Raw genomic sequence first — 26046 nt, forward strand, 5'->3', positions numbered from 1 at the left:
AATAAGTGCGTCTTGGAGACCCGGATTGTTCGAGACCGGTTTCCTTTTTTTGTTTATCCATTTCTTATTTTCAGATTCTTAGAAAACAGGAGTTTCCTTTTGGAGAGGATTTCAACTTATCGAAGAGTCCTTTCAGTCGATAAAAAAGAAAACTTTCGTTCGACTTTCAGGACGAATTTCAAAGACTGGACTCGTTCCCTATTTCGTTCGAGTTTAATTCCGTTATGACGCCCTTTTGCTCACATTCGATTCGAAAAATCGCCCGAGGATTTCTTCTCTGGTTCGGGCTTCTCTTGGCTTTTTCTTGTCATACTACTTCCGAACAGGAAATGTTTCTTTCCCGAGGAGATCTCAAGGCTCCGGAGATCCGTGCGGGAAAGATTTTTCTCGCGGGTCATACCGGAGATCACAGCAAGGACACTCCTGAAATTCTTCTTTTAATGAAATCTTTAATCGACGATACTATAAGTAAGGATTTTTCCAAATTGCCGGAACGAGTGGCTCCGAAGGACGGATTGCTCTTGGATCTAAAGGGAACTTGGACCCGGGAACAGATCACAAAGGAACTTCTCAAAAAAGAGAATTATTTTCAGACGTACTTTTTCGATCGGGAACTTCTCAAAAAACAAAAGAACTCGGAGAATGTTCGAACCGTTCGGGATTTGTTTTTACTTTCGGGCGGAATCGAAGCCGAATTTTATTACGAAAGTTTGACGGAATGCGAATTGAAACTTAGATTTAAAGATAACATAGAACTGGAGAAGGAACTTCTCAATCCATACTTTAAGAAAGTGCAGGGAAAATGGTATCTTCACAGAATGTTTTAACCAATCACATGGGAGAATTCTTTGTCGCGGGCAAAGTTTTTTCCAAAGACAAGGAAAGAGAGAATTCTTTTTCTTCGAGCTTTCGTCCGTTTCAATTTCTCAAAACCTTTTTGGTCTTAGGTTTTTTGAGTTTTTTTTCTCTGATCTTTTCTCCGGTGCAAGCGGAGGTTATTCCTTTGGAATCGACTTCGACAACGGAAGAGGAAAAAAAGAAATCCGGAACTTCGGAAAACGTAAAATCGCTTTCATCTCCTCTCGATGCGACTGCGGAAAAACCAACCGCACCGACTTCTTCGATTCCGGTAACGTTCTCGGGAAAGATCATCGACTGGGACGTGGAGAGGTTGACCGAATACGCGGTTTCAAACAACCCGCTCTATTTATCCGAAAGACAAAACATGGGGATCGAAAGAGGAAAGGTGATCACTGCTTCTCTTTCCAGAAACCCGATCATTCAATTCCAACAACAGTTCATCGGAATGCCGGGCGGAACTTCGGGGCCGAACATTCTCGGACAAAACGGATCGCAAGGCGGAAGTACGGAAATCGCTCCCGCGATGTATCAGGACTTGGACGTCTACGGAGTGATCTCCTTACGTTCCAAGGTTGCGAAAAAATCCTTCGAAGCCGTCTTGGGAGAATTCGAAAACTTCGACCGTCTCTTTCGTCTCCGTCTCAGACAGAACTACTGGGCGTATCTCTTCCTAACTAATTTAGTAGATTATAATAAAGAATTTTACGAAAACTACAGCGATCTTCTTGAACTCACGAAGTTTCGGGTGGAAAAAGGGGACATCTCTCCTCTTGAATTTGAAAGACTCGAACTCGAAAGAATCCAGGTGGAAAAGTTTTATAGGGACGCTCTGGTTCGAAGACAGATCGTGGAGAAGGAACTCCGAATTCTTTCCGGGATTCGAGAATCGGAAGGCGTCTTCGCATTTAAGTCGGAGATGAAATTCAAATCCTTGGAAGATCTTGGATTGCGTCTGAAAGATTCCACGGTCGCGGCCATTCATCGTCCGGACATCGCGGCCCTCGAAGAAAGGGTCAAAGAGAAAAAACTCAATATCGATCTTCAGAGAAGGGAAAGTCTCGGTTATCTCCAAGTCGGGGGAGAATGGAGAATCAAGGGAAACGAACACTACGCCGGTGTTTTCGCTACGATTCCACTTCCGATCAACGACCGCGGTCAGGGAAAGGTTTTATCCGCGAGAGAAGAACACAAGAAGTTCGAACTCGCCTTGGAAGCCAAAAAAAGAGAAGTCAACGAAGAGATCGAAGCCTCTAAGAAAGAGCTCCTTGCGAGGGAAGACCTTCTCGCAAAATACGAAAGAATCAATCTTTTACAAAAAAACAAGCAGTTAGAACAAAAATCCAGGATAGCTTATGTCCGTGGTGCGTCCGATCAAGTGACCTTTCTTCAGGCCGAAAAGAATTATCTTACGGTTCTGAGGGATTACTACGAAGTGTTGTATCTCTATTACAACGCCGTAGAACTCTATAAGGCCGCGGTCGGTAAAAAAACAGAGAGGGATTAAGAAATCCATCCCGGAGATTTGTATGATCAATTTCTTGAGTCGCTATAAAACTACGATCGTCCTGCTCGCAGTTTTAGGAGCGGGTTATTTCGGTTACAAAAAATTCGTCTCGAAGAAAGCGGACGAGAAAAAGCCGGTCGCCGTGAGTAAGAGTAGATTCACGGTTTCCGAAGAAATTCTAAAACGACATCCGCTGAGCGTGGTTTCTCTGAGAGAAGTCGCTTCCGTGGACGAGGTCGCGCTCCCCGGAAGAATTTCCTACGATCCGGAAAGTATGGCGAGAGCGGGATCCACAGTCGAAGCAAGAATCAAAAAGGTTCTCGTGAGAGAAGGGGATCACGTGAGTCAAGGTTCTCCTCTTGCGATTCTCTCCTCCGTGATGCTCGGAGAAGTGGAAGCTTCCTATGTGAAAGCAAGGGCGAGTTTAGAAGCTCTTAAATTGCAAGCCGATCGTGCGAAAGAACTCTTCGATATGAAAGTGACCTCCGCGAAAGACTATGAGTTCGCAAACATGCAATACAAAACCGCGAAGACCGAAGTCGAAACGACCCGGATCAAACTCGAAAACTACGGGCTCACTCCCGGAGAAATCGCAGGAATCGAAAGAGGGGTTTATGTTTCCTCCAATCTGGTTCTTCGGAGTCCGATCAACGGGGAAGTGACCGAAAGAAAGGCGATCCAAGGACAACAAGTCACTCGCAACGAAGATCTTTTTACGATCGCGAATCTTACCAATTTGATGGTCTTATTGGAAGTTTACGAAAAGGATATCGGCTCCATTTCCGAAGGGGCCGATGCGATGATCTATCCTTTAGGCGACGAAAAATCTCCCGGAATCAAAGGGGAAGTCGCGTATGTAGGAACGGTTTTGGATAACGTCAAGAGGACCGCAAAACTTCGAATCATGGTTTCCAACCGGAACGGAAAACTCAAACCCGGCCAGTCGGTGACGGCAAAAGTAAAAGGAATCGTAGCGAATACAGGTTCCGAAGCGAGAAAGACTCTTCCCCTCGAAGCCGTGCACGAGATCGAAGGAAAATCAGTCGTCTTTATTCAGAACGACGACGGAAGTTTTGAGGCCACGGAAGTTCTCACGGGAGAAACCGTAGGAGACGAAGTGATCATCAAGTCCGGACTCAGAGAAGGAGCCCAGGTCGTTTCCAGAGGATCCTTTATTCTAAAAAGTGAATATTTGAAGTTATAAGATTCTAATTTATGAAAAGATAAATTAGAATCTTATAAGCGCCAAACTCCGATTTTTCGGAGCGGAACACGGAGCCTTTTATGAACGCAAAACAGCTGACCGAAAAACAGGTGAGTAAGATTCTTTCGAAAGGTTTTTACTGTGATCCGAACGAACTTAGGGAGTTTAAGGAAAACCGTTGGTTCGATGAGGCCTGCTATCAAAGAGCCTTCGGAAAAAAAACGTCCTGGTTCAATTTGATTTTTCGACCTTTTTTGAACGCGGCGATTCGGTGTGCAATCAAGATGGGCACGAAAGTCGAGGAACCTACATTTGTGATTTTGCCCGTGTGGTACTGCCACGCTTATGAGGATCCTACATCAAAATGGTCGTTGAATCTTTTGACTTATTTCGGTCCGGAGCGGAACTATGAGTTACGCAGATTCAAAAAAGCGATACTCATTCATGCCAAAGTTAAATACTATAGCGCTCCTTATATTTCAACCAGCTCAAGCTATTCTCGATCTATTTCGCTTCCCCGTTTTGGTCCGTATATAGTTGTCAATTCTCTTTGCGGATTGGAATTGATCGAATTGTACGAAGCTGTCGAATTGGAATCTCTTTCCCCGGCCCCCGATCGGGAATTGGAACCGTTTAACGAAAGTTTTGTGCCTGCGATTCCGTTGACAAGGGTCCCGGAATCCTTTCGAGCTTCGATTACGGAACTCATCGATGACTTTGAAAAATTGAACGTTGAAATCAATCAGGACGCAGCCAGACCTTTCGAACGGAAGTGAAAATTCTACCCCTCCGTTTTTACTATTTTTGTGTTGACTTAGCATTTATTCACTACTAAGTTGTTTAGTATGAAAGACCTGACGGACAAGCAACAGGCTGTTCTTACATTCATTACTGCCATCATCAAAGAGCGCGGTTTTCCGCCTACGATTCGAGAAATCGGAGACGAATTCGGAATTACCGCAAAAGGCGCCTACGATCATCTCAAGGCGATCGAAAAGAAAGGGTATCTCAAAACCGCGAAGAATCAATCCAGGGCGATTGAACTCATTCGTCAGAGTCCTCTGGAATCTCTTCCCGTTCAGGCTACGAGTATTCCTGTGATCGGTCGAGTTGCGGCCGGCCTTCCGATTTTTGCGGAGGAAAATATCGAATCCTACATTCCCGTTCCGGACGAAATGGTGGGTTCGAATGTTCCGACATACGCACTTCGGGTTCAGGGAGATTCCATGGTCGACGCGGGGATCAATGACGGAGACATCGCGATCATCGAAAAAAGGGACATTGCTCGAAACGGAGAAATTGTCGTCGCCCTGATCGAAGACGAAGCCACTCTAAAAGTGTATTACAAAGAACAGGATCAGATCCGTCTCGAAGCGAGAAATCCAAAATACAAACCGATTCGAACCAAGAAGGCGGTTGTGATGGGAAAGCTCGTCGGACTCTATAGAATTTACTGATTGACAGAGGAAGAAACTCGACTGAAACTTCGGACAGAGTGTTTCAAAGAAAATTCTTCCTCTCCATTCTCCTTTTCCTCATATTCCAATGCAGTTCCCAGAAGACAACAATCACCGACGGTGACGTAAAACGGGTTTTGGAAAGAGTTAGTATCGCGAGAATCAACGCGAACCTCAAAGCGACGGCGGGCAAATCGGCACCGAACGATCTGACCTTTTTTCTCGAGGCCTGTTCAGTCTATCGATTGGATCCCGATAAGGTACTCGAACGCCTAAAAGAAAAAAGTCCCGCCTTGTTTGAGGCTTTAAACAAAGAATATGAAAAATAAAGAAAGAATGATCTGGATCGGACTTGTCTCCTTTCTCAGCTTCGCACTCATTCTCCCCACGGGAACCGTAAAAGGGATTTCTAAAAATGGAGAATCCTATCTCCAGATTTTCCACGAAGTATTATCTTACATACAAACCGACTATGTAGAATCCGTTGACGAAGAAAAACTCTACGTGGGAGCTATTCGAGGACTCATCTCTTCTTTGGGAGATCCCCATTCTCGCTTTATGGATAAGGACGATTTTTCCCAACTCCAAGAAGAAACGAGAGGAAGTTTTGGCGGCCTCGGAATGGAAGTTTCCTTTGCCGACGGGGCGATCGTGGTCATATCTCCGATTGAAGACACCCCGGCGATGAAAGCGGGAGTTCTTCCTCAAGATCGAATCGTAGAGATTGACGGTAAAAAAACAAACGACCTTTCCCTTTCCGATTCCATCAAACTGATGAGAGGAAAAGTAGGGACTTCCGTAAATATCAAGATCGAAAGAAAGAATCAGAAAGAACCGATCAATCTCACCTTAACTCGGGAGATGATCAAAATTCGATATGTCAGATCTTCGTATTTGGAAAAGGAAAAACTCGGATATATCAAGCTCAATCAGTTCATGGGAAAGGACAGTACACTTTCCGAATTTAAAAAAGAACTGAACTCCCTCAAAGAAAAAGGGGCCGAAGGACTGATCGTGGATTTACGAATGAATCCGGGCGGACTTCTGGATCTCGCCATTTCTCTTTCCGATCTTTTCTTAAAACCGGAAATGGATATCGTGTCGGTAAGAGGAAGGGGAGGAGAACTCGTGCGAGTTTTTCGATCCACGACTGCAAACGACAAATTTACAAATCTACCGCTCGTCGTTCTAATCAACGAAGGGTCTGCGAGCGCTTCCGAAATTTTTGCGGGAGCGATGCAGGATCATGGGAGAGGAAAAATTCTCGGGACCGTTTCCTTCGGGAAAGGATCCGTGCAGAATATCTATCCGCTTTCGCATAACACCGGTGTGGCGCTTACGATTCAAAAGTATTATACTCCGAGTGGGAAGTCGATTCATGGAAAGGGAATTCAACCGGACGTAGTCGTAAAATCGGTGGAACCTACCGAAGACGATCGATTCTACATCCGCAAGATGGCCGAGAAAAAAATGCTCGAAACCTTTCTTGCAAAGAATCCGAATTATTCCGAAGCCAACTTTCTTCTTTTTGAAAAATACCTGGCGGAAAAGGGAATCAAACTTTCAACGGACGTCGCCAAATTCTTATACAAAACCAGGAGCACCCAAGACGGGCAGAATGGAATCTTGGATTTAGAATTGGATCCGCAGATGAGAAAGGCCGTAGAGATTCTTACCTCTCCGAAATAGGGAGAAAAGAAAACGCCGATTTCCTGATCTCGGTCGGAATTCTCGGGAAGTCCGAAAGGATCGAGAGGCGAACGCTTCAAGAGGAATTTTTGTCGGAGAATTCCGACAAGGATCGGCTCTGCGCCTGCAAAAAATGATTTTATGAAAGAGCAAAATCACCTGAGTTTTCCCCGCTACAAAAAAGAGAAAGCGCGTGAGTCCGAGTTCTCGAAGTCTAAAGTCTTTTCCCGCAAATTAGGAAATCATTTGGAATCAAGGAGATTTCAATTTGAACTCTTGTCGGAGTTCCGACGGAAGAGAGAGGATACTTTATTCTTGCAAAGATTCGGTTTTTCTGATAGAGAAAAGTCTTCCGATTTTTTCCCACGGGCCCGCCTCCTCCACCCAATGAGGGTGGGGGCGCGCGGCTTTCACGGAGGTTTGTCGTTGTTACGACGGTCTTTCAAGAGATTCAATTTCTTTGTGGATCGGGTTCTCTCATGATCGGGATGGGAATCGAAACCAGTTGTGACGAGACCTCGATCGGAATCGTCCGCGATGGGAAGGAACTCCTCAGTCTCCGGATTTTTAGTCAAATCGACCTTCACAAACCCTATGGGGGAATCGTGCCTGAGATCGCTTCGCGCGCTCACTTGGAAAAGATCAATCTCCTCTTGGAAGAAGCGATGGAAGAAGCCAAGGTCTCCTTCGAAGAACTTTCCTACGTTGCGGTGACTTCTTCCCCCGGATTGACCGGATCCTTGATGGTCGGAGCTCAGATGGCCCGTTGTATCCACATGGTCTATGGAACTCCGATCTTACCGGTCTGTCATCTTCAGTCTCACTTTGCAGTCCTTCACCTGGAGGGAGTTCCCATAGAATTCCCGGTCCTCGGCCTTCTTTTGTCCGGGGGTAATTCCGCAATTTACAATCTGAAAGAATTCGGGAGAATGGAACTTGTCGGAGACACGATGGACGACGCCTTGGGAGAAGCCTTCGATAAGGTGGCGGGACTCTTGAATCTTCCTTATCCCGGAGGTCCTTTTATCGAAGCCAAGGCTCGGGAATACAAACCCACCCCCGACGAAAGACCGATTCTTCCTCCTCTCTTACGAAATCTTCCCCAAGACCAAGTTTCCTTTTCTTTCAGCGGGCTCAAAACCGCCGTGATGGTTCTCCTCGAGAAGCAAAAAGATATTTCCCAAGAACAAATCTGCTGGAATTTCCAGAATTCCGCTTTTGATCTCGTGGAAAGAAATCTCAAACGCGCAGTTCAGAAAACCGGGATTCGGAGGGTTTTTGCAGGCGGAGGAGTTCTCGCCAATTCCACTCTTCAGAAACGATTGCAGACCTGGGCCGAAAAGAATTCTGTGGAACTTTTTAGCCCGAAGAAAAAAATTTATTGTACGGACAACGGGGCAATGGTAGCTACGTTGGGGTACTATTTGTTCCGGAAAGGTTACAAAAGAGATATCGATTTTACCGTAAGTCCTTCTAGACAGGAGATCTTTTCATGAAACTCAAACTCAGCTGGGTTCCTAATACAATCACTCTTGGAAATCTCACGATGGGATTTAGTGCGATGCTCGTCGCTTCCGAAGCCGGATCCAGAGGTGGAAGCGAATTGCAGGCTTATACACTTGCAGGATTCTTTATATTGCTCGCGGCTCTTTTTGACGGACTGGACGGAATGGTCGCTCGTGCCCTAAATGCGACCTCGGAATTAGGGGCGGATTTGGATAGTCTTGCCGATCTCACTGCATTCGGAATCGCTCCCGGATATTTAATGTATCAGATGGTCCTTTCCGAATATAAGATCGATGTCTTCGGAAAAGAGGATCTTTTCCCGATCGGGATGCTCGTCGCGGCGATCTTTCCGATCTGCGCGGCGTATCGACTCGCGAGATTCAATGTGGCTCACGATCCGAAATCCTTTACCGGACTTCCTTCGCCTGTCGCAGGAGTGACCGTCGGATTTTTTCCGATTTTTTTAAACGCAAACTCGGCGCCTCATTGGCTCACGATCATCGGATTTGTTTTGATCGCGATTCTCATGGTCTCCAACATACGTTATTCGAAACCGCAAGCGGCCATCAAATCCAAACTCAATCCCACGAGGATCTTCCTTCTTATCGGGGGAGTGACCCTTCTTCTTGTATCGATCGGAGTAAATCGCTGGCCATGGCTTATCTACGGATTGATTTTCTTTTATATCTTTTCCGGGATTATGACCTTTCTCATCCATCTGATTCAAGAATTCAGAGTGAAGCTCGATTAAGAAAACGAAAATTCTATCCGATTATTTAGAATATTAGAATTTCTTCATTCTTTAGCGTATTCTGACGCGGAAACTTCCGTCTTTCTAAAAGGGGTTTCCGCAAAAAGAAACTTACACAGATCCAAAGGCCGTAAAAATAGATCGATCAAGGTCCGTTCGCTTTGAACCTCACCAGAGCCCGCAAGTTCGAAAGCCGTCGAGGTTTGACACGAACCCAACGGGGAATTTGTATTCGAACTTTTCACTAAAATACGGAGAGAGAATGGAATCTGAAACGGATCGAGCTTTCTGAAAGATCAAAGACACGGCGTGTTTCCCACGAAACTTTTCGCTAAATCCAAAAATGCAACGTGCGGATCGATTCTACGGAAGTAGGGGACGCGACTTTTTTAAGAAAGGTATTGTTTGTTCCGAAGGAATTTTCTAACGTATTTTCTTTGATTCAAAGCGCCGACGTAAATCAAAGTTTAAGAAACCGAAAACAGAGGAGTTCCCGCAGAATCCTCCCCGAATTTTAAAAAGAATATTTTCTGAAACTCACATAGGAGTTCCTACTTCTGCAAAAAAACCTGGACTCTCGCTCCCGTTCACTCTCTCGTTTTAAGATAAGGACTAAAACGGGAATTGCACCTGAAGGTTGATCCAGATTCCGTCGCTTTTGTTTTCCTTCTTTCGAGAATGGCTCACCGTAAAAGCGACGTAAGGCGAAAGAAGTCTGAGACGAAATGAAGAATTCCGATCCGTAAATACAAAGCTCGTCTCGTCTCTCGCGGTCCTCGCTTCGAAAAGGGAATCCGTTCGGTTTCCTTCTTTTTGAAATAAAAAAGCGCCTTCCAAGTTCCAAGAATCGTCCAGACGGAAGGACCATTTGCCTTCCGTGATCAAATCCCCGTTGGTCCTCCATTCCTGACCGGCCTCGATCGAAACATTCTTCTTCTGAAAGGAATAAGAAAGACCTCTTCCTAAAGTTTCCGAAGAATGATCCTGCGAATAATTACGAAGAGAAAGGAGAATTCCTCCCGCCTCTCCAAAATACAAGGGCGCTTTTCCACCTACGATTTGCCAACGTTGAGAATCCGTCGTAACGGAAGGTTCCACAGAATTTTCCAAAAACGCAGAACCCTCGTTTTCCAAAGGAAGGGGCCGCTTCCAAGCGCGAACCCATTCCAAAGAAAAATAAGAATGGGAAACGATTCCCAAACGAGCCAGAGAGGCTTTTCCGTCGAGTTCCGTTCGATTCGGATCGATCGCGAAGAGTTCCCGACTTTTTCCACGATACCCGGTGACCCGAAATTCCGTATCCAAAGGTTCCACAAAGATCGAAGTGTAGAAGGTTCCGTCCCATTCTTTTTTGATTCCAAACGTCTGGATTCGAGAAAGGACTTTCGGACCGGGAAGCCGAAAATTTTTGGATCGAAAATCTACGGAGGCGTAGTGCGTTTTTGACTCCGGTGCATAAGCAAATTCGAATATTCTTTTGGGAGAAACCAAAAAATAACCGCCGCGTTTCCGCGCTTCGACTTCGGAAAAATAGGAACCGAAATTCCAGTCCGCCCACTTCCCATTCACGAATGCGGATCGATGGATTGGCTGTTCTATCTCGGGAAGAGCCGTATAAAAATTGTCGTCCCGTAAAAAATAAAAATTCTCCAGAGGTCGAAACCGATGACCAACGCTGACTCTTACAAATTCGTTTTCCCATTTGCCGGAAAAAAGCGGTTTCGCACGTCTCGTTTCCAAAAATCCGGTCCAACACGAAGGGAATTCTTTGCTTGGGTTTTTAAGTTTCAACGGACAATTGGACGTTTTCAAAAACCAGTTTTCCTTTTCTTCTCGGGTATAACGAGAGTTATACGTTTCGAAGGTCGCACCGACCCTGGAATTTTCGGAAAAAAGACGGGGGACAAACGGAAAAAACAACACAAACGAAGCGGAAAAAATTTTAAAACAAAGTAAGAATCTAGAATATTCAAAAAAACGAAACTTATTTATGAAACCGCTTTCGATTTTTTCGCGAGTCAAAAATATTTCTACGAAGGAACGTGTTCGTACCGGCGAAACAGTTCGAAAAAGAACAACTCGATTTGCAAGATCCGAAATCGAACGGAAACATCGATTCCAAGACAAAAAGAAGGATACGTCGGAAACGAGGAAATAAAGATACGAAGAATGGAAATCGAAGCCACCTCGGATTTTAGAGGAAGAAAAAAAGGAAAACATCAACGTTTCTCCTTCTTTTCACTGGGATTTCTCTTCCTCAAAATCGCAAGGACGCGGTTTTTTTCCTTTTCGGGAAGAGATTCCACGAATTCGAAAAATGCTTCTCTGGAAAGATAGCTTTCTCTGGAGATTCTCAGGGAAGAATCGAGAGAAAAACCTGCGGATAAGAGTTCCTGTACCCCGAGGGAAATCTTGGATAAGGAATGATATTGATTCCGATTTTGGACGTTTTTGAAACCCGTCTCTTTTTTGGGGAGAACTTTCCGCTGAGCAAAAATATTCCGAAATTCGAATATACTAGAAATAGAATGTTGTTTGTCTTTCGTTTCGTTTCCAAAAGCGGAAAGCTGCAAATTCTCCCAGGAAAAATCGACACCGAGAGAAAAACGATCCTCCGTCTGTGCTCCGTTCCAGCTCCGAGAGGCTCCTAAAAAAAGAGTGAACTCCTTTTCCCTCGGAGAATGGAGTAAGATAGAAACACTTTCGAAATTCCCGCCTCGTTTTCCGAAAACTTGAATCCCTTGTTTTTCGAAAAATTCCAGACGTGTTCCGAAAACGAACAGATCGATTTCAGCTCTTTCCCAACCGGCAAAGAAAGAAAGACGAAATCGATTCTCCGGCGGAAGATAAGAATATTCCAGTCCGGAGAAAGTCCGGTAAAACCAACGATTCTCTTGTTCCGGATTTCTTTCCTTCTCCGAAAGAAGATTCCACTTCCAGAGATGTCTTGGATTTTCCGGAAGAATGGGAAGAGAAAGTTTGAATCCGTAGGAAGGAAGCGTTTCCTTTTTCGCCTCCGTCCAAAACCCCAGAGCAAAAGAAGAATTCGATCTCGCGGAAAAGAGAAACGGATTCAGATCCCTTGGTGAACCTTCCTTCGAATGCGTTTCAGCCCGACTCGAGTGAGAAAGGAGAAGAAAAAGAAAGGAAAGGAGGAACCGAAGTCGATTCTTCTCCTTTCCAAGAGGTATGCTTAGCGTTTTCCCCACATCGAAAACGGTTCTTCGATCCGCTTTCGAAGGGTGGAAATTCTAAAAAAAACGCAAAACGTACGAAAAAAAAATCGAAAGGAAACCGTTTTGTCCGGGGGGAAAGGTAAGATAAAGAACAGAAACGGAGGAAAACCACAGGTTTTATTACCCAAGATCGCTCTGGACTCGAAAATCGAAGGATTTTAAAATTTTGAGCGTTTTTAGTTGACATTTACTAATGTTTTGAGTAGTATATACATATCCGTTAAGTGGAATTATTTGTGGTTTTATCGTTTTATGTCGTCTAATTTAATAAGAATGGAGAGAAGACTATGATCATTCGATCTCTGCAAGAATCAGCAAATTACCAGAGAAAACGTGGTGGTCTCGCAGGTGCTGGCCCTAATTGGAGGGAAAGAACTCGTGCGGGAGAATCCAATCTGAAATCCTTCGCGGATTATCTGGAAGAAGCGTTCGAAGGGGAAGTAGTTCAACAGGGGACCTGGTTTGCAGATTCTCTGTCTGAGCTCAGTAAAAACAACCTGAAGCGGATTTGAAGTCTGGCGGAAAACTCTCGGAAAGGTTGAGCCCTTTCCCGGATCCCAGAGCGCGCATAGCGTATGAAGCCGAGTCCTTGCAAGATTGGGAACTTTTGGCGGTACTTCTGGGAAGGGGAAATCGGGCTCAACCGATCGACGAACTGAGTCGGAGTATTCTCCATCATAGCCGGGGCTTGGGTGGCCTTCTTCAGAAGAAGGTTTCGGATCTAATACAAATCCCAGGCGTCGGTCCGGCAAAGGCAACAACCTTGCTTGCGGCCGTAGAATTCGCAAGGCGTCTCAAATGGGAGGCTCTCAAGGGGAAACGTTATTCACCGGAGCATCTCATCAATTATCTTTCCACCAGTCTCATTCCCAAAAACAGAGAATGTTTTGTTCTGATTACACTTTCTCCCGAAGGTGCTGTTTTACGAGCCGAGATCGTTGCGGTGGGAAGTTTGGAAGAAGTGGGAGTGCAGAGCCGGGATCTTCTGAAGATCATCTTAAACGACGCGGCTTCTTCCGTGATCATCGCACACAATCATCCCGAGTCGAGTTCGAAACCGAGTAAGGACGATCTTTGGATCTATAAGAATTTCAAAAAACTTTTGGAATCGCTCGGATTGGAACTCATTGACCAATGGATTTTTGGAATTGACGGGATCTATTCCTGTAAGGAAGGTAAGGTTCTTCAGGCTGAAACGAAGTGTTGAAAAATTTACCGATTCTTTGGATATTAGTGAGGAGAGATTACGCCTTACAATTTGCCGGAAGCGCTCTCGGAATTTCCTGGATGCTCGTCCAGAATCTCAGCATCATTCTCATTTATACGATCGTATTCTTATTCTTACATCTCAAGGGGAATCCGGAATCCGCGGTTGATTTTATCGGCTACGCGTTTAGCGGACTTCTTTTTTGGGTTCCTCTTCAGGAATATATGATCCGAGGAACCTCCATTCTTACCGAAAATCGGCAGTTGATCAAAAGATCCCCTTTGGGTCCGGAGATATTTCTCTGGATTCCCTTTGTTCAGATGCTCATTCATTTTTTGGTGACGGCGATTCCGGTTCTGGTCGTTCTCGGTATATTCGGAAAATTGAATGTATTTTTGTTTCCTCTTTCGATTCTTGTGATTTCCACGGTCGGAATTCTTTTGTCTTTTGTGCAGGGTTATTTGGCGCGAGCGAACGTGATTCTTCGGGACATTACTCCTTTGATTCGACTGATTTCCCAATTCTTCTTTTGGTCTTTGCCGATCCTTTATTTGTCTTCCGGTTTTTTACATTCGGTCAACGTCTGGAATCCTCTCAACTTTCCCCTGGAAGTTTTTCGTTCCGTTTTGTTAAACGACTTCGTTCCGGTTTTTCATTGGAAGGAATTCCTTCCTTATCTGATTCTATTTCCTTCGATCGGAATTTTCTCCCGTTCTAAATTTCATTCGGTGATCCTGGACCATCTTTGAGCCTGAAAGTAGAAAATCTTCATAAGGTCTACAACGGATTTAGCGGACCTTCCAAAAGAATTCTCAACGTTCTTACTCTCGGGTTTTTTGGGAACGACGTACGTTATGACGCTCTCAAAGATATCAGCTTTCAGGTCGAGCCGGGAGAAATCGTAGGTTTGATCGGAAGAAACGGCGCGGGTAAGTCGACGCTCTTGAAAGTTTTGACCGGGGTTTCGTCTTACGCGTCCGGAAAGATCACAAAGAACGGAACGCTTCGTTCCATATTGGAATTGGGGGTCGGGTTCAATCCCGAACTTTCGGGGGAGGAAAATCTCTACTACAACGGTCTTGTCTGGGGACTCAGTCCGAAGGAAATATCTTCTTCGATGGACGAAATTTTCGAATTCTCGGGTTTAAAAGAATTTAAGAATATTCCAATTAAGCAATATTCTTCCGGGATGGTGATGCGTCTCGGTTTTGCATTGGCGACGTTTTCAAGGCCGGATATTCTCATCGTGGACGAGGCCCTCGCGGTGGGGGATGCGAGCTTTCAACAAAAATGTCTGCACCGTTTTCGTTCCTTCCAAGAAAAAGGAACCATGACCTTGATCGTGAGCCACGATCTGGAACTTCTCAAATCCGTCTGTTCGAGGGTTTTGATTTTAGAAAAAGGCAAACTCGTGTTCGACGGAGATCCTGTGGAAGGATTTCGGGAATACATGCAGATCATCGCGGACTCCGGATCGGGAGAAGAATCGATTCTTCCCTTACAAAAGGATTCTCCCTTGGAAAACCTTTCTCTGAGTTTGAAATACAAGGGTCAGATCAATCCTAAGATTCTTCCCGTCGGAGCGGAGATCGAGATCGAGGTCGGAGCGAAGTTTCAGAAAGATATTCCGGATTTGACCGTGGGTTTTCATATCGACGACGCGAGAGGAATCCGTGCGTTCGGAACAAATACGTTTCACCTCGGCAATTCTTTGAAAAACATTCTCGCGGGAGAATCGATTACGGCGAACTTCCGACTTCCACTCAACTTTTCGGCCGGGAAATATTCTCTCGGTCTCGCTTTGCACGAAGGGGACAATCACGTAGGACAAAGTTATCTCTGGAAGGACGGAATTCTTTCCTTTGAATTGGAACGTCTGGATCTTCCGAAATTCGAAGGCGCCGCGTGGTTGCCGGTAAAAAGCAGTCTCAAAAAAGACGTTTGATCCCGATTTATTTTTCTTTCTAAGTCCGGAAAGTCCGGAATCCTGGTTCTCAATATGAAAGTTTGCGTGATTGGAAGCGGTTATGTCGGCCTCGTTGCGGGCGCTTGTTTTGCAGAATACGGAAATCAAGTGATCTGCGTCGATAAGGACGAAACGAAGATCTCAAATCTCAAAAAAGGAATCATTCCTATCTATGAACCCGGTCTTTCCGAACTCGTTTTGAACAACGCCAAAGAAAAGAGACTGGAGTTTACCACTTCTCTGAAAGAAGGAGTGGAAAAGACCGACCTCATTTTTATCGCTGTGGGGACTCCCACACTTCCCGACGGTTCCTCCGACCTTTCCGCCGTCTTTGCGGTCGCGAGAGAGATCGGAAAATCGATCAACGGCTACAAGGTCATCGTGGACAAATCCACGGTTCCGGTCGGAACTGCGGCCCAGGTCAAAGCGATAATCGCAAACGAGACAAAAGAAGAATTCGACGTCGTTTCCAATCCTGAATTCTTAAAAGAAGGGGCGGCGATCGACGACTTTATGCGCCCGGAAAGAGTTGTGATCGGTTCCGACACGCAGAGAGCAGGGGACTTGGTCGCACAACTCTACGCTCCCTTTGTATTAAACGGAAATCCGATTTTAAGAATGGGCGTCGTCTCCGCGGAACTTACGAAATACGCGTGTAACGCATTTCTCGCGACAAAGATCTCTTTTTCGAACGAGATCGCGAATCTCTGTGAAGTCGTAGGAGCGAACTACGAAGACGTTCGCAAAGGAATGGGAACCGACTCTCGGATCGGAAGACAATTCCTCTACGCGGGAATCGGTTACGGTGGTTCTTGTTTTCCAAAGGACGTTCGCGCTCTGATCAAAACTTCCGAAGATGAAGGCGCTCCTCTGCAGATCATTCGCAAAGTGGAAGAAGTCAACGAAGCCCAGAAACTCAGACTCTATGAGAAAATCGTAAAGTTTTATGGAGAATCGAATCTTTCCGGAAAAACCCTCGCGGTCTGGGGTCTTTCCTTCAAACCCGGAACCGACGACATGAGAGAGGCTCCTTCCATTCCTCTTCTTTTGCAACTTCATGAGAAAAACGTAAAGTTGCAAGTCTACGATCCAGTTTCTAAGGAAACCTCGGCGGTTTATTTTCAAGGAAAAGTAGAATATTCTGCGGACGCGTATTCGGCTCTTAAGGGAGCTGACGCGCTTCTTCTCCTTACGGAATGGAGAGAATTTAGGGAACCCGACTTCGGAAAAATTAAAACATTATTGAAATCGAATGTGATTTTCGACGGTAGAAATCAGTATTCTCCCGAGCTGATGAAAAAAGAGGGCTTTCAATACTTTTCGATCGGTAAGCCGAACGTCTGATTTTCCGATTTCAGTATGACCTTTCCCGCATGTGTGAGGAACCCGTGAAGAGAATCTTACTTCAAGAAAAGGCTATTTTAGTAGTTCCTACAGGGAAGATTGTACTTGCAAAAAGTATGTTTTTCTGATAAGAGGGATTTGACCGGAATTTTCCCGCCACCCGAAATTGCTTAGCCTTGTCCGCAAGTTGAGAGGAGATACGACAAGAATCGTCCCGAGACAAGGGTTTTGTAGGAATTCCTACAAGAGAATATTTTCTTGCGAGAAGTTTGATTTTATGATAGAGGAATGTTTCCGAGGATTTTTCCGCCTCCACGCCCCTCCACCCAAGATCAGGGTGGGGCGCGCGACTTTTACGGAAGAATTGTCGTAGTTCCGACGGATTTTCTGAAGATCCGTAGAACTAGTGGGTAAGATTCAGCTTTCGAAAGGGAAGATTTTGGAATTTTATCCTTCGATGCGGTTTCCTTTTTTTGAAATTGATTTTGTATTCATTTTCGTGGAGAAAATGAATACAAAAATTAGAATATTCTAATGTATGGATTTTCCCCCATACGATCGGATTCGAACTTTGATCCAGTTACAGATTTCTTTTCCTTTGGCGACGGTATGTGAAAACAAGAAGATGGGAAAGCCGAGTGTTCTGTGAGTGATCGATCTCTGTTTTATCAGTTTGCCTCGAGATCTAAAAAAAAATGCGGGAACTCCTCCGTTTTGAATCGTGTAGAGCCCATCTCGCGAAAATGAAAAGAGGGTGAAAACTTTTTTCAGTCCTTCCTCCAAATTTCCTTTTTGATTTTGGAATCCGTTCTTAGCGTTTTTCCCCTAATATCGAAAAATCGGTTTGTGATTCCAAGCCATTCTCGGGAGTTTTTTCAAAAGAATCGGATGGATCTTCAAAAACAGCGGAACGTTCCTCCGACCTTTTTTTGTGGAACGTTTAACGGAAAAGAAAGGAAATCTTCGATTCCAATAAATCGATTTGATCAGAGGCAACTGAATTTCCAAAAGAAAGTCCGTTTGAATATGTGAGAGTGGCCGTTGCCTTTCCGCCTGCGTTCAGATTCTGATTCCCCATCCCAGTGGAAGGGTCGGTCTTAAAAAAATGAACCTTACCTTTCCCAACTTGGGAAGCTCCTGTTGCGATCGGATCCGGTGCGGAAACGAGGACATCAGACAATCCGTCTCCGTTCATATCCTGGAGAACGGTAAAAATTCCGAAATGTAAACCTGCGGATTCCCCGCCTAACACAGCTACTGCGGAGCCTCCGGAGCTCAAATCTACGTTCGGGATGCCGGTCGAACCCGCACTTTGAAATATGTAAGCGTTCCCGAAATTATTCGAAGTCTGATTGGCGCCGACGAGGAGGTCGGCAAAACCGTCCCCATTTATATCACCGGAGGACATAGACACGCCGAAGGAGCAGTTGGTTCCTCCGTTGCAAGTGGAAAGAGACGGACCGAACAAAGTCGTATTCGGCGTATTCGAAAAAGGATTTGTCGCGCCGCAGTTAGAATGATAGACGAAGACGAGTCCTCTGTTCGTGTTGTATCCCTGTGCCGTTACCGCGAGATCGGCGCAAGAATCTCCGTTGAAATCGGCGAGTTGAACCATAGACGAAGCGTAATTGCATCCTCCCCCCGGAGGGCATTGCGCGTTAGGCGAAATCAGATATTGCGGCGTTAGAGGAAGAACTCCCGCATTTGATATAAAGATATAAACTCTTCCCTGGTTTGTATTGAACGTGGGAGCGCCTACGACTAAATCCATGTATCCGTCTGCATTGATATCCCCGACGCTGGAACTCGAACCGAAGTTATCCGCGGCCCCTAAATACTTAATGTCGGCCAATCCGCCCGCTCCTAAATTTTTGGACGGAACTCCGGACGATCCCTGGCTATAAAAAATATAACTTACGCCGTTAAGCCATGGAGAGGTTAGAATCGCATCATCATAGCCGTCGTTATTTACGTCTCCGCCTAACACCATTGAGCCGAGTCTTTCCCCGCTGTTCTGACCTTGGATCAAAGTATTGTACGAACCACCGGAAAGTAAATTTTGACTTTGAATTCCGTTCGGGCCGGAACTGTGAAAGATAAAAGCGGCTCCGATCGTACCGAATGCGGGTGAGGCCTGAGCGCCGATGACCATATCCGCATAACCGTCTCCGTTGAAATCACCGGAACCGATCCGATCTCCGAAATAGGTTCCTCCCGCTTGACCGTCCGTGAGAATAGAGTCCGGAGTTGGAGATGGATTTCCCGTATCTCCGTGTCCTAAAAAAACAAGCCCGTACCCTACAACCGCGTTACTCGGAGAAACAGAAAGAAGGGCATCTGCAAACCCGTCTCCGTTGGTATCACGATTCGGTCCCTTGATCACATTGATTGACTTACTTCCGAAGATATTCCCAAACGAATCGACTGCACTGATGGAAATCTTGTGTCTCGTTCCTAATTTCCAAAAGGTTCCCGTAACGGAAGGCGCGGGAAGTTGATATCTCCATGAGGAAAGACTATCCACTGGAACGATACTTCCGGGTTGACCGTCCAGAGAAACATACACCGCCGGGGTCTGCGCTTTACCTGTTAAAAAACCAGACTGAAGAATAGAATAATTTGCTACATTCGATACTGTGACTGCGTTTTCGGCATAAAGGAAACCGGCAAGGATTCCGGTTAAGATCAATCCGAACGAATTTTCCTTCGGACAAAGCGAATTGTTAATATTGCTTACACATTCGATCGGCGGTTTGTAAAAGGGATTGGACCAACAATAGAGGAGAGAAGAGCTTATCAGAATTGAAACTAAAAAAGGAAGTAGAGAGGAAAAAATCCTAAACCGAAATAAGTTATATCGTTTCACTTTTCTTCTTCCTAAGAAACAACTGGCCTCTATTTCGGAGGTTGAGGAAAGAAAAAAAAGGGTTTTATAAAAAAATAATAGCATCAAAACGAAAATCACATCGAACGCGCGTTTCCTTTCGATAAGAATTTCAGACTTCGTTTAATCTTTCAGCAAATCGATTAGAATCGAAAGAATCCCGCCCGTGAAAAATCACTTTCTTAAATTATTCCCAATGTTCGAAAGCTGACTCGGGCTTCGGTCCCGAGTAATTCCAATGACCCATTTTTCTTCCCTTTCGGGCTTCCGTTTTTCCATAGAGATGGAGATGAAAATGAGGATTCTTTAATGTTTCCATCCAGAGCTTCGATTCCGGTTTGTAGTCTTCGCCAAGAATATTCTTCATCGTCACGGGCCTCACTGGAATTTCCGTTGGAGCCGGAAGATTACAGAGCGTTCTCAGCTGAAGGGAGAATTGGGAGAGAGAACCGCCGTCCTGACTAAAATGTCCCGAGTTGTGCGGTCTTGGTGCGAATTCATTGCAGAGGATTCGATCTTCTTTGATAAAAAACTCGATTCCAAAAACTCCGATGTAGTCAATTTTCTCGGCAAGTTTCTTCGCATAATCGACGAGCTTGGTTTCTATCATCGAAGGGAAGTCACCGGGATGAAAGGTTAGATCCAGGATATGATTCTTATGGATGTTTAATGAAGGACGATAGTGCGAAATCGTTCCGTCTTGAAATCTTGCAAAAATGACGGAGGCTTCGGATGTGAATGGAAAAAATTCCTCCACGATATGATTGAGTTCTCTGAGAGAGGAGAGTGCGGTGATCAGTTCGTCCTCTGACTTACACTTTACTTGCCCTTTCCCGTCATAACCCATCGTATTGGTTTTTAGAATACAGGGATATCCGACTTTTTTAGGGACCTCGTTTTTATCCTGTTCGGTAAAGACCGGAAAAAAGTTCACGGTTGGGATTCCTGCTTCCCGAAACGCGGACTTTTCTTTCCAGCGGTTCTGTGCAATTCGAATACAGCTTGCCGACGGACGGACGATCAGGTCCGAATTCCTTTCAAAATCCTCAATTATGGAAAGTGCCAAATCTGGAATATTCTCAAATTCGAATGTGAGTGCGTCGATCGATTTTAAAAAAGAGAGGATCGCATCTTTGTCTTCGTAATCAAAGACGAATTCTTTTGCGCCCACACCTCCCGCAGGAGAATTCTGTTCCGGAGAATAAACGAAAACTTCATAGCCGTTCGGTATCGCTTCCAGTGCAAACATTCTTGCTAACTGACCGGAGCCCATGACTCCGAGCTTTGCTCCCGGAAGAAGAATTTTATTTTGTGTCACAGAAGATCCTTATTCTTAGAAAGTGCGTCTTCGCGGATTTGATCCCTATATTTGGAAAGTTTCTCAGAGAGTTTAGAATCTTGGAGAGAAAGAATTCGAATCGCAAGTAGACCTGCGTTTTTTGCACCGGCGACCCCGATCGCCAGAGTTCCAACCGGAACTCCGCCCGGCATTTGAACGATGGAAAGAAGGCTGTCCAGTCCGTTCAGTGCTTTACTTTGGATCGGAACTCCGAGAACGGGAAGCGTCGTCAGAGAGGCTACCATTCCCGGAAGATGGGCCGCACCGCCGGCACCGGCGATGATGACGGAAAAACCTGCGTCTCTTGCGGATTTAGAAAATTCTAACATAAGTTCGGGAGATCTGTGTGCGGAAACGATTTCCTTATGAACGGAAACGCCGAACTCGTTTAGAATGAGCTCGGCTTCTTTCATCGTTTCCCAATCGGAATGACTTCCCATAATGATTGCAACTTTTGCGCCCAAGTTCTTTCTCCTGCGTTAGATAATTCTTTTCAATCTTCGGTTTGCAAGTACTAAACCGGAAGACCTTCGACGAAGCGCTCCAGTTGAATTCCTCTGGACGCTTTTGCTAAGACGACCGAAGATTCCGGCACTTTTTCGACAAAAGTTTTTAAGAGTTCGTTGAGACCTTCCGTGGTTCCGTCAAAATGAAAAGAAAATCTGGGTGAACTCGCGCGCTTATTAAATTCTTTTTGGATCCATTCTGCATCTTTACCGAATGTAAAGAGTCCTTTCAAGTTTTTAAATTCAGCGCACTGAGTGCCCAACTTTTTGTGAAAGGTAGAAGAATGTTTTCCCAATTCTTTCATATCGCCTAAGACCGCGTAAAAATCTTTCCCATCGGCTAACTGATTTGCCACTTCGAGAGAGGATATCATGGATTCGTAATTTGCGTTGTATGTATCGTTGATAATGGAGTATTTTCCGGTTTGTAAATCGAGGCGTTTATTGCCGGATCGAAAACTCGAAATTCCTTCTAAGATCCATTCCTTTGGTGTTTCGATCGTTTCTAAGAGCGCGACGGAAAGGGCGAGATTTTCGAGGAGTTTTTCTCCGGGAAGATTCCAGTTTATTCTATTTCCTTTATATTCAAGAGTGAAGCCCAAGGGCTTTCTTTCAATAATAGTGAATGTCTTTTCCGGTTCGCTGAGAATCAGTTTTCCCCCGTATTTTTTTAGTTTCTTTTTAAGAATTTTTAAATGTTCTCCGGTGCTTGGGAAAAAAAGTTTTCCTCCGTTTTGGAATCCTTCGACCACTTCCGCTTTCGCTTTCGCGATATTCTTTTGGCTTCCTAAAAATTCTATGTGTGCTGTTCCGATAGTGGTTATGATTGCAAGATCCGGTTTTGCGATCGTGGAAAGTCTCGAAATTTCTCCTCTATGATTCATTCCCATTTCGCAAACCACGATTCTTGTCATATCTGTGATTCTAAAAAGAGTGAAGGGAAGTCCGATTTCGTTATTATAATTTTTTTCAGTGACGACTAACGCAGATTCTCCGATTGGTCGGAGACAATTTCCGAGAAGTTCTTTTGTCGTCGTTTTCCCGCTCGAACCCGTTACCGCGATGAGAATCGGACGGAATCGAGAACGATGAAAGGCCGCGAGCTTTCCAAGAGCGGATAACGTGTCATTGACCGGAATCGCTTTTTTCTCTTCCTCCGAAGATAAACTTTTGCGAAGAGGATGATCCGCTTCGATTAAAAAATAGGATGCACCTCGAGAAATTGCGTCTCTGATGAATTCGTGTCCGTCACGATTTCCTCTAAGAGGAACAAAAAGGGAGCCGATTTCCGCTTCACTGGAAGAGGTCGTAATGTTGGTGATTCGGGAACCTTCTTTGAACCAAGTTTTTTGGGGTGTTTCTAAGACTCGGCGGATCGTTTCCGGATCGTAAAAGAAGTCTGCCTTCATGAGTCCAGGCTGTAGGGAGAGAATGAATTGAAAATTCTATTTTTTTTCAAAGTGAACTTTGATTTTACAAATGAGCGAGATTTAGGCTTGGATTCGTTAACGGAAACTGTATTCCATATTGCAAGTGGCTCCTTTTTGGATATCTGGTTTTCAAACCTTCGAGGAATCTCGAGGAAGAAAACTCTCCGAAGATTCAATTCTTTTTTAAGAATTTGTTCCTTGTCGTAACTCCGACGTCTTTCTTCTCAAGATTGTGAATTCTCATCTTGGAGAGGAGAAATTGAGAGCATAAATAGTTCCATCGCTGTGCATCCTATTCGGAATGGGAAGGTTTATCGGGAAATTCCCTTCTCTAAAAAGTTTTGTATTTTCTGCCAGAATGCTGTGATTCTGAGCAAATTTTATAAGCTCGTTGAATTGGTAAAAATTTTTGCGGCAAAATGTAGATTTTTAGTTTCTACGAAGTTCGCCTAAACGCCCAGGGCTCTACTTAAAATAACTCCAAACGACGAGACTTGGTCGTTGTCGGAACTCCGACGGAAACTTTCAAGATATAGAATTTCTCGTTTCTACGAAGTTCGCCTAAACGCAAATAAGTTGGTAAGTTTGGATATTTTTCGAATCTACGAAGTTTGCATAAACGGACGAGTTCTTAAGTCAAAAGTAGATTTTCGACTTTTACGAAATTCGGTTACAGGAAGAATTCAAAGGCGTTGCAAATTCCTTTGAATCACCATCCCGCTCTATCTGTTCCTATTTGCTCGCTTCGTTCTTTGATGAAAGCGCTTTATTTTGTGGGAACAACGATCGATAACTTTTCGCCTCTTCGCAATAATATCGCTTAGGATTGCCTTTCACTTTTACCAATATACAAATCCAATTTAGAAATTGGTGGGAGTTTACAGACGAACGTACTGCCTCTGATTCTGCGTTTTTGCGAAGTTCGCATAAACGCGGGGCGACCATGACATACTTTCGTTGAAATTAAATTATCTGTTCTGTCGGAACTCCGACAGAAACTTGAAGATTTAGAATATCATCTCTGAATTTCTAAGTAATTCGCATAAACGCAAGGCGATCCGAACTTCATAACAATTCACATAACCGAAGCCATGGGGTCGTTCTCGGAAGTCCTACGGAACTTTAAAAAAAAAATTCCATTGTTGCGTTTATATGCCGTTCGCCTAATCGCACGGTGGTTCTCGTGCGCTTTCAACCAACTTTGCTTCGCCAGCAGTAGTCAGAACTCTTATAAATATCTTCAAAAAAAAAGACCCGTTTCACCCTTATACGAAGTTCGTATAAACGCACCGAGGGATTTGCGTTGAGAGTAGTATTTTGTTTCTACGAAGTTCGCCTAATTGCACAATGGGCCTAACATACTTTCACTCGACTTGTTTTTACCTACTCTGTCGGAACTCCGACAGAAATCTCAATGACATAGAATATCACATTTCTACGAAGTTCGCCTAAACGCGCGGTGACCAAAGCGCGCTTTCACTCGACTTTGTTTTACCCGCTTTGTCGGAACTCCGACGGAAACTTTCAAGATATAGAATATCACGTTTCTACGAAGTTCATATAAACGCACCGAGGGATTTGTGTTGAGAGTAGTATTTTGTTTCTACGAAGTTCGTATAATCGCAAAGGGATCTTTATTCTCTATTCTCTCCACTCGATCAAAGATTGGCAGTTGTCAGAACTCTTACAGATATCTTCAACAAATAGACTCCCGCTTCGGTGCTATTCGAAGTTTGCGTAAACGCGTTGATCAAACTCTCCTCCACTCGCCATCTCTGCAGGGATTCTTACTAAATCTTGGGAAGACCGATTTGATTTCGCTGTTACTGAAAAGCCCCACTTGGGTGAAAATCAGTAGAACCGGAATTGTTAGAAAAGGCAAACGTCAAGGAAATTCATGGATCAGATACTCCTATACAACCGACCGTCGCCTCGTTCTTTTTTTTGGCATTCGCTTTCGATCTCATTCGGAAGTTTGTTCTTTTATATGGTCATTTCCCCCGTAAAAAGAGAGGTTGAAAATTCTACGCAATCTTGTTTCGAACCTTATCCTGACTTTTTTCCTAACGGCTTTCTTGAGCTCTTTTTCCTTTGGGTTTCTTGGATTTCGCTAACTATAGGGTTCAGACGTTTGATAAGAATAGAGCGGATTCTTGTGGATCAAGAATTTATTTACTTCATCGCAAACCAATTTCTTTCCTCCGGAAAAAGGCTTTACACTGGGGGTTGGCTCCGAATTCCTCTCTCTTCGGATTTTCGCTTTCGAGCGATGAAAGACAGCTTTTTAAAAGGAATCGGCTTCTATCTCGATATACCGGCCGTAGATGGCGGACGTCAGTCCTTTTTGATCGTGGATCATTGTGTAAATCCAAGAAGATTAGCCGGAAGAATCAACAAAGTGCTCGAAAAAAATGGAACGTTTCCGAGAAACGTCCACATGTCTAAGCCTCTGGAAAAATCGTTATATAAGAAAAATGTAAAGAACCAGAGAAAACAAACGAAGAAAACAAACCGTTAAAAAGAGATTGTTGATTCTAATTTTGGATTTGCTTTAATACTAATAGAGCTCTTTTTTTTCTATGTAATCCCTCAGGTTCGCTGGAATTTTCGAAGTTTCCCAGGAGGATCGGAATTCTCGCCTTAATTCCGTGGAACTAACAGGGATGAGTGGATTTTTTAAAAAAAAGAATTTTTCCGAGACTTCCTGCAGGTTTGGATTGATAGGAATTATTTCGGAGACTCTTCGGAATACGCAGACCGATTTAACGTTTTCTAATATAACTCTCCAGTCTTTCCAATGGTGAAAGTGGTCGTAGTTGTCCTCTCCGATCAAAAGTAAAAATTCCCGATCTGGATAAGAAGTTTTTAATTCTCGAAGTGTATCAACCGTATAACTGGGCCCTTTTTTTTTGAGTTCTATGTCAAGTATTCGGATCGGGTATTTGAATTCTTGAATAAATAGATTCAACATTTCTAATATATCTTTCGGTGAAGTTTCTTTGATTCCCTTGAGCGGGTTTTGGCGATTCGGGATAAGAAACACTTCTTCGCAATCCGGAAATCCTGCAAAGAAAGACTTAAGAATCCCGGAATGTCCTTCGTGTGGAGGATCGAAACTCCCTCCAAAAATACCAGTGAGGATTTTTTTTTCCTCGGACATAT

22 protein-coding genes are annotated in these 26046 nt (G+C 44.4%); 15 read left to right on the top strand and 7 right to left on the bottom strand.

Annotated elements, in window-relative coordinates; translation table 11 throughout:
* The first annotated feature begins 224 nt into the window (after nucleotides 1-224).
* The 9 genes from DLM75_RS07905 (at nucleotide 225) to pssA (ending at nucleotide 8972) form a co-directional block, all read left to right on the top strand.
* Nucleotides 225-827, top strand: coding sequence for a hypothetical protein (locus DLM75_RS07905; protein WP_118967853.1), 603 nt, complete (start codon nucleotides 225-227; stop codon nucleotides 825-827).
* Complete coding sequence (locus tag DLM75_RS07910) at nucleotides 803-2365, top strand: TolC family protein (RefSeq protein WP_241547841.1); 1563 nt, start codon at nucleotides 803-805, stop codon at nucleotides 2363-2365. The genes DLM75_RS07905 and DLM75_RS07910 overlap by 25 nt, the downstream gene beginning before the upstream one ends.
* 22 nt (nucleotides 2366-2387) lie before the next feature.
* Nucleotides 2388-3569, top strand: coding sequence for an efflux RND transporter periplasmic adaptor subunit (locus tag DLM75_RS07915; protein ID WP_118967854.1), 1182 nt, complete (start codon nucleotides 2388-2390; stop codon nucleotides 3567-3569).
* Nucleotides 3570-3649: 80 nt separating this feature from the next.
* The gene (locus tag DLM75_RS07920) at nucleotides 3650-4345 is read left to right on the top strand and encodes a hypothetical protein (RefSeq protein ID WP_118967855.1); all 696 of its coding nucleotides are present in this window, start codon (nucleotides 3650-3652) and stop codon (nucleotides 4343-4345) included.
* Between the two features lie 69 nt (nucleotides 4346-4414).
* Nucleotides 4415-5026, top strand: a complete 612-nt coding sequence (gene lexA, locus DLM75_RS07925; protein WP_118967856.1) for a transcriptional repressor LexA — start codon at nucleotides 4415-4417, stop codon at nucleotides 5024-5026.
* Nucleotides 5027-5064: 38 nt separating this feature from the next.
* Complete coding sequence (locus tag DLM75_RS07930) at nucleotides 5065-5355, top strand: LA_1448 family UV-C exposure upregulated protein (RefSeq protein WP_118967857.1); 291 nt, start codon at nucleotides 5065-5067, stop codon at nucleotides 5353-5355.
* Entirely contained in the window at nucleotides 5345-6715 is a 1371-nt protein-coding gene (locus DLM75_RS07935; protein ID WP_118967858.1) for a S41 family peptidase, read from the top strand. Before DLM75_RS07930 ends, DLM75_RS07935 begins: the two co-directional genes overlap by 11 nt.
* A 479-nt stretch (nucleotides 6716-7194) precedes the next feature.
* Nucleotides 7195-8211, top strand: a complete 1017-nt coding sequence (gene tsaD, locus DLM75_RS07940) for a tRNA (adenosine(37)-N6)-threonylcarbamoyltransferase complex transferase subunit TsaD (RefSeq protein ID WP_118967859.1) — start codon at nucleotides 7195-7197, stop codon at nucleotides 8209-8211.
* Nucleotides 8208-8972: a CDP-diacylglycerol--serine O-phosphatidyltransferase gene (pssA, locus tag DLM75_RS07945; protein WP_118967860.1), complete on the top strand. Its 765-nt coding sequence runs from the start codon at nucleotides 8208-8210 to the stop codon at nucleotides 8970-8972. The genes tsaD and pssA overlap by 4 nt, the downstream gene beginning before the upstream one ends.
* Before the next feature lie 612 nt (nucleotides 8973-9584).
* On the opposite strand, the gene DLM75_RS07950 is transcribed toward pssA, so the two are convergent.
* Together DLM75_RS07950 and DLM75_RS07955 are read right to left on the bottom strand one after the other, a co-directional pair.
* Nucleotides 9585-10979 (bottom strand): hypothetical protein, encoded by a 1395-nt coding sequence (locus DLM75_RS07950; protein WP_241547862.1) that lies wholly within the window; start codon nucleotides 10977-10979, stop codon nucleotides 9585-9587.
* Between the two features lie 212 nt (nucleotides 10980-11191).
* Nucleotides 11192-12181, bottom strand: a complete 990-nt coding sequence (locus DLM75_RS07955; RefSeq protein ID WP_118967862.1) for a hypothetical protein — start codon at nucleotides 12179-12181, stop codon at nucleotides 11192-11194.
* A gap of 314 nt (nucleotides 12182-12495) precedes the next feature.
* On the opposite strand from DLM75_RS07955, the gene DLM75_RS07960 reads away from it, so the two are divergent.
* From DLM75_RS07960 to DLM75_RS07980, 5 genes are read left to right on the top strand one after another with little or no spacing between them, the layout of a single operon-like run.
* The gene (locus DLM75_RS07960) at nucleotides 12496-12720 is read left to right on the top strand and encodes an LIC12298 family protein (RefSeq protein WP_118967863.1); all 225 of its coding nucleotides are present in this window, start codon (nucleotides 12496-12498) and stop codon (nucleotides 12718-12720) included.
* Nucleotides 12717-13415 carry a JAB domain-containing protein gene (locus DLM75_RS07965; RefSeq protein WP_118967864.1) on the top strand — a complete coding sequence of 233 codons (699 nt, stop codon included), beginning with the start codon at nucleotides 12717-12719 and terminating at the stop codon, nucleotides 13413-13415. The genes DLM75_RS07960 and DLM75_RS07965 overlap by 4 nt, the downstream gene beginning before the upstream one ends.
* The gene (locus DLM75_RS07970; RefSeq protein WP_118967865.1) at nucleotides 13409-14164 is read left to right on the top strand and encodes an ABC transporter permease; all 756 of its coding nucleotides are present in this window, start codon (nucleotides 13409-13411) and stop codon (nucleotides 14162-14164) included. Before DLM75_RS07965 ends, DLM75_RS07970 begins: the two co-directional genes overlap by 7 nt.
* Nucleotides 14161-15360, top strand: coding sequence for an ABC transporter ATP-binding protein (locus DLM75_RS07975; protein WP_118967866.1), 1200 nt, complete (start codon nucleotides 14161-14163; stop codon nucleotides 15358-15360). The genes DLM75_RS07970 and DLM75_RS07975 overlap by 4 nt, the downstream gene beginning before the upstream one ends.
* A 54-nt stretch (nucleotides 15361-15414) precedes the next feature.
* Nucleotides 15415-16725: a UDP-glucose dehydrogenase family protein gene (locus tag DLM75_RS07980; protein WP_118967867.1), complete on the top strand. Its 1311-nt coding sequence runs from the start codon at nucleotides 15415-15417 to the stop codon at nucleotides 16723-16725.
* A 940-nt stretch (nucleotides 16726-17665) separates the two neighbouring features.
* Here the strand turns inward: DLM75_RS07980 and DLM75_RS07995 are convergent.
* The 4 genes from DLM75_RS07995 to DLM75_RS08010 form a co-directional block, all read right to left on the bottom strand.
* Nucleotides 17666-19414 carry an FG-GAP-like repeat-containing protein gene (locus DLM75_RS07995; protein WP_158586457.1) on the bottom strand — a complete coding sequence of 583 codons (1749 nt, stop codon included), beginning with the start codon at nucleotides 19412-19414 and terminating at the stop codon, nucleotides 17666-17668.
* A 382-nt stretch (nucleotides 19415-19796) separates the two neighbouring features.
* Nucleotides 19797-20927, bottom strand: a complete 1131-nt coding sequence (locus DLM75_RS08000) for a 5-(carboxyamino)imidazole ribonucleotide synthase (protein ID WP_118967871.1) — start codon at nucleotides 20925-20927, stop codon at nucleotides 19797-19799.
* Entirely contained in the window at nucleotides 20924-21412 is a 489-nt protein-coding gene (gene purE / locus DLM75_RS08005) for a 5-(carboxyamino)imidazole ribonucleotide mutase (RefSeq protein ID WP_118967872.1), read from the bottom strand. Before purE ends, DLM75_RS08000 begins: the two co-directional genes overlap by 4 nt.
* 50 nt (nucleotides 21413-21462) lie before the next feature.
* Nucleotides 21463-22863, bottom strand: coding sequence for a UDP-N-acetylmuramoyl-tripeptide--D-alanyl-D-alanine ligase (locus DLM75_RS08010; protein ID WP_118967873.1), 1401 nt, complete (start codon nucleotides 22861-22863; stop codon nucleotides 21463-21465).
* A gap of 2152 nt (nucleotides 22864-25015) precedes the next feature.
* On the opposite strand from DLM75_RS08010, the gene DLM75_RS24105 reads away from it, so the two are divergent.
* Complete coding sequence (locus DLM75_RS24105) at nucleotides 25016-25402, top strand: hypothetical protein (protein ID WP_147456619.1); 387 nt, start codon at nucleotides 25016-25018, stop codon at nucleotides 25400-25402.
* A gap of 39 nt (nucleotides 25403-25441) precedes the next feature.
* Here DLM75_RS24105 and nadD read toward each other — a convergent pair whose 3' ends face one another.
* The gene (gene nadD / locus DLM75_RS08025) at nucleotides 25442-26044 is read right to left on the bottom strand and encodes a nicotinate (nicotinamide) nucleotide adenylyltransferase (RefSeq protein ID WP_118967876.1); all 603 of its coding nucleotides are present in this window, start codon (nucleotides 26042-26044) and stop codon (nucleotides 25442-25444) included.
* Between the last annotated feature and the right edge of the window lie 2 nt (nucleotides 26045-26046).

This window comes from Leptospira stimsonii, assembly GCF_003545885.1.
GTDB classification, from domain to species: domain Bacteria; phylum Spirochaetota; class Leptospiria; order Leptospirales; family Leptospiraceae; genus Leptospira; species Leptospira stimsonii.

Excerpts from the sequence above, each read along its gene's own strand:
- DLM75_RS07905 (WP_118967853.1), top strand. The coding sequence starts at position 225 with ATGACGCCCTTTTGCTCACATTCGATTCGAAAAATCGCCCGAGGATTT.
- DLM75_RS07910 (WP_241547841.1), top strand. The coding sequence starts at position 803 with ATGGTATCTTCACAGAATGTTTTAACCAATCACATGGGAGAATTCTTT.
- DLM75_RS07915 (WP_118967854.1), top strand. The coding sequence starts at position 2,388 with ATGATCAATTTCTTGAGTCGCTATAAAACTACGATCGTCCTGCTCGCA.
- DLM75_RS07920 (WP_118967855.1), top strand. The coding sequence starts at position 3,650 with ATGAACGCAAAACAGCTGACCGAAAAACAGGTGAGTAAGATTCTTTCG.
- lexA (WP_118967856.1), top strand. The coding sequence starts at position 4,415 with ATGAAAGACCTGACGGACAAGCAACAGGCTGTTCTTACATTCATTACT.
- DLM75_RS07935 (WP_118967858.1), top strand. The coding sequence starts at position 5,345 with ATGAAAAATAAAGAAAGAATGATCTGGATCGGACTTGTCTCCTTTCTC.
- tsaD (WP_118967859.1), top strand. The coding sequence starts at position 7,195 with ATGATCGGGATGGGAATCGAAACCAGTTGTGACGAGACCTCGATCGGA.
- pssA (WP_118967860.1), top strand. The coding sequence starts at position 8,208 with ATGAAACTCAAACTCAGCTGGGTTCCTAATACAATCACTCTTGGAAAT.
- DLM75_RS07960 (WP_118967863.1), top strand. The coding sequence starts at position 12,496 with ATGATCATTCGATCTCTGCAAGAATCAGCAAATTACCAGAGAAAACGT.
- DLM75_RS07980 (WP_118967867.1), top strand. The coding sequence starts at position 15,415 with ATGAAAGTTTGCGTGATTGGAAGCGGTTATGTCGGCCTCGTTGCGGGC.
- DLM75_RS08010 (WP_118967873.1), bottom strand. The coding sequence starts at position 22,863 with ATGAAGGCAGACTTCTTTTACGATCCGGAAACGATCCGCCGAGTCTTA.
- nadD (WP_118967876.1), bottom strand. The coding sequence starts at position 26,044 with ATGTCCGAGGAAAAAAAAATCCTCACTGGTATTTTTGGAGGGAGTTTC.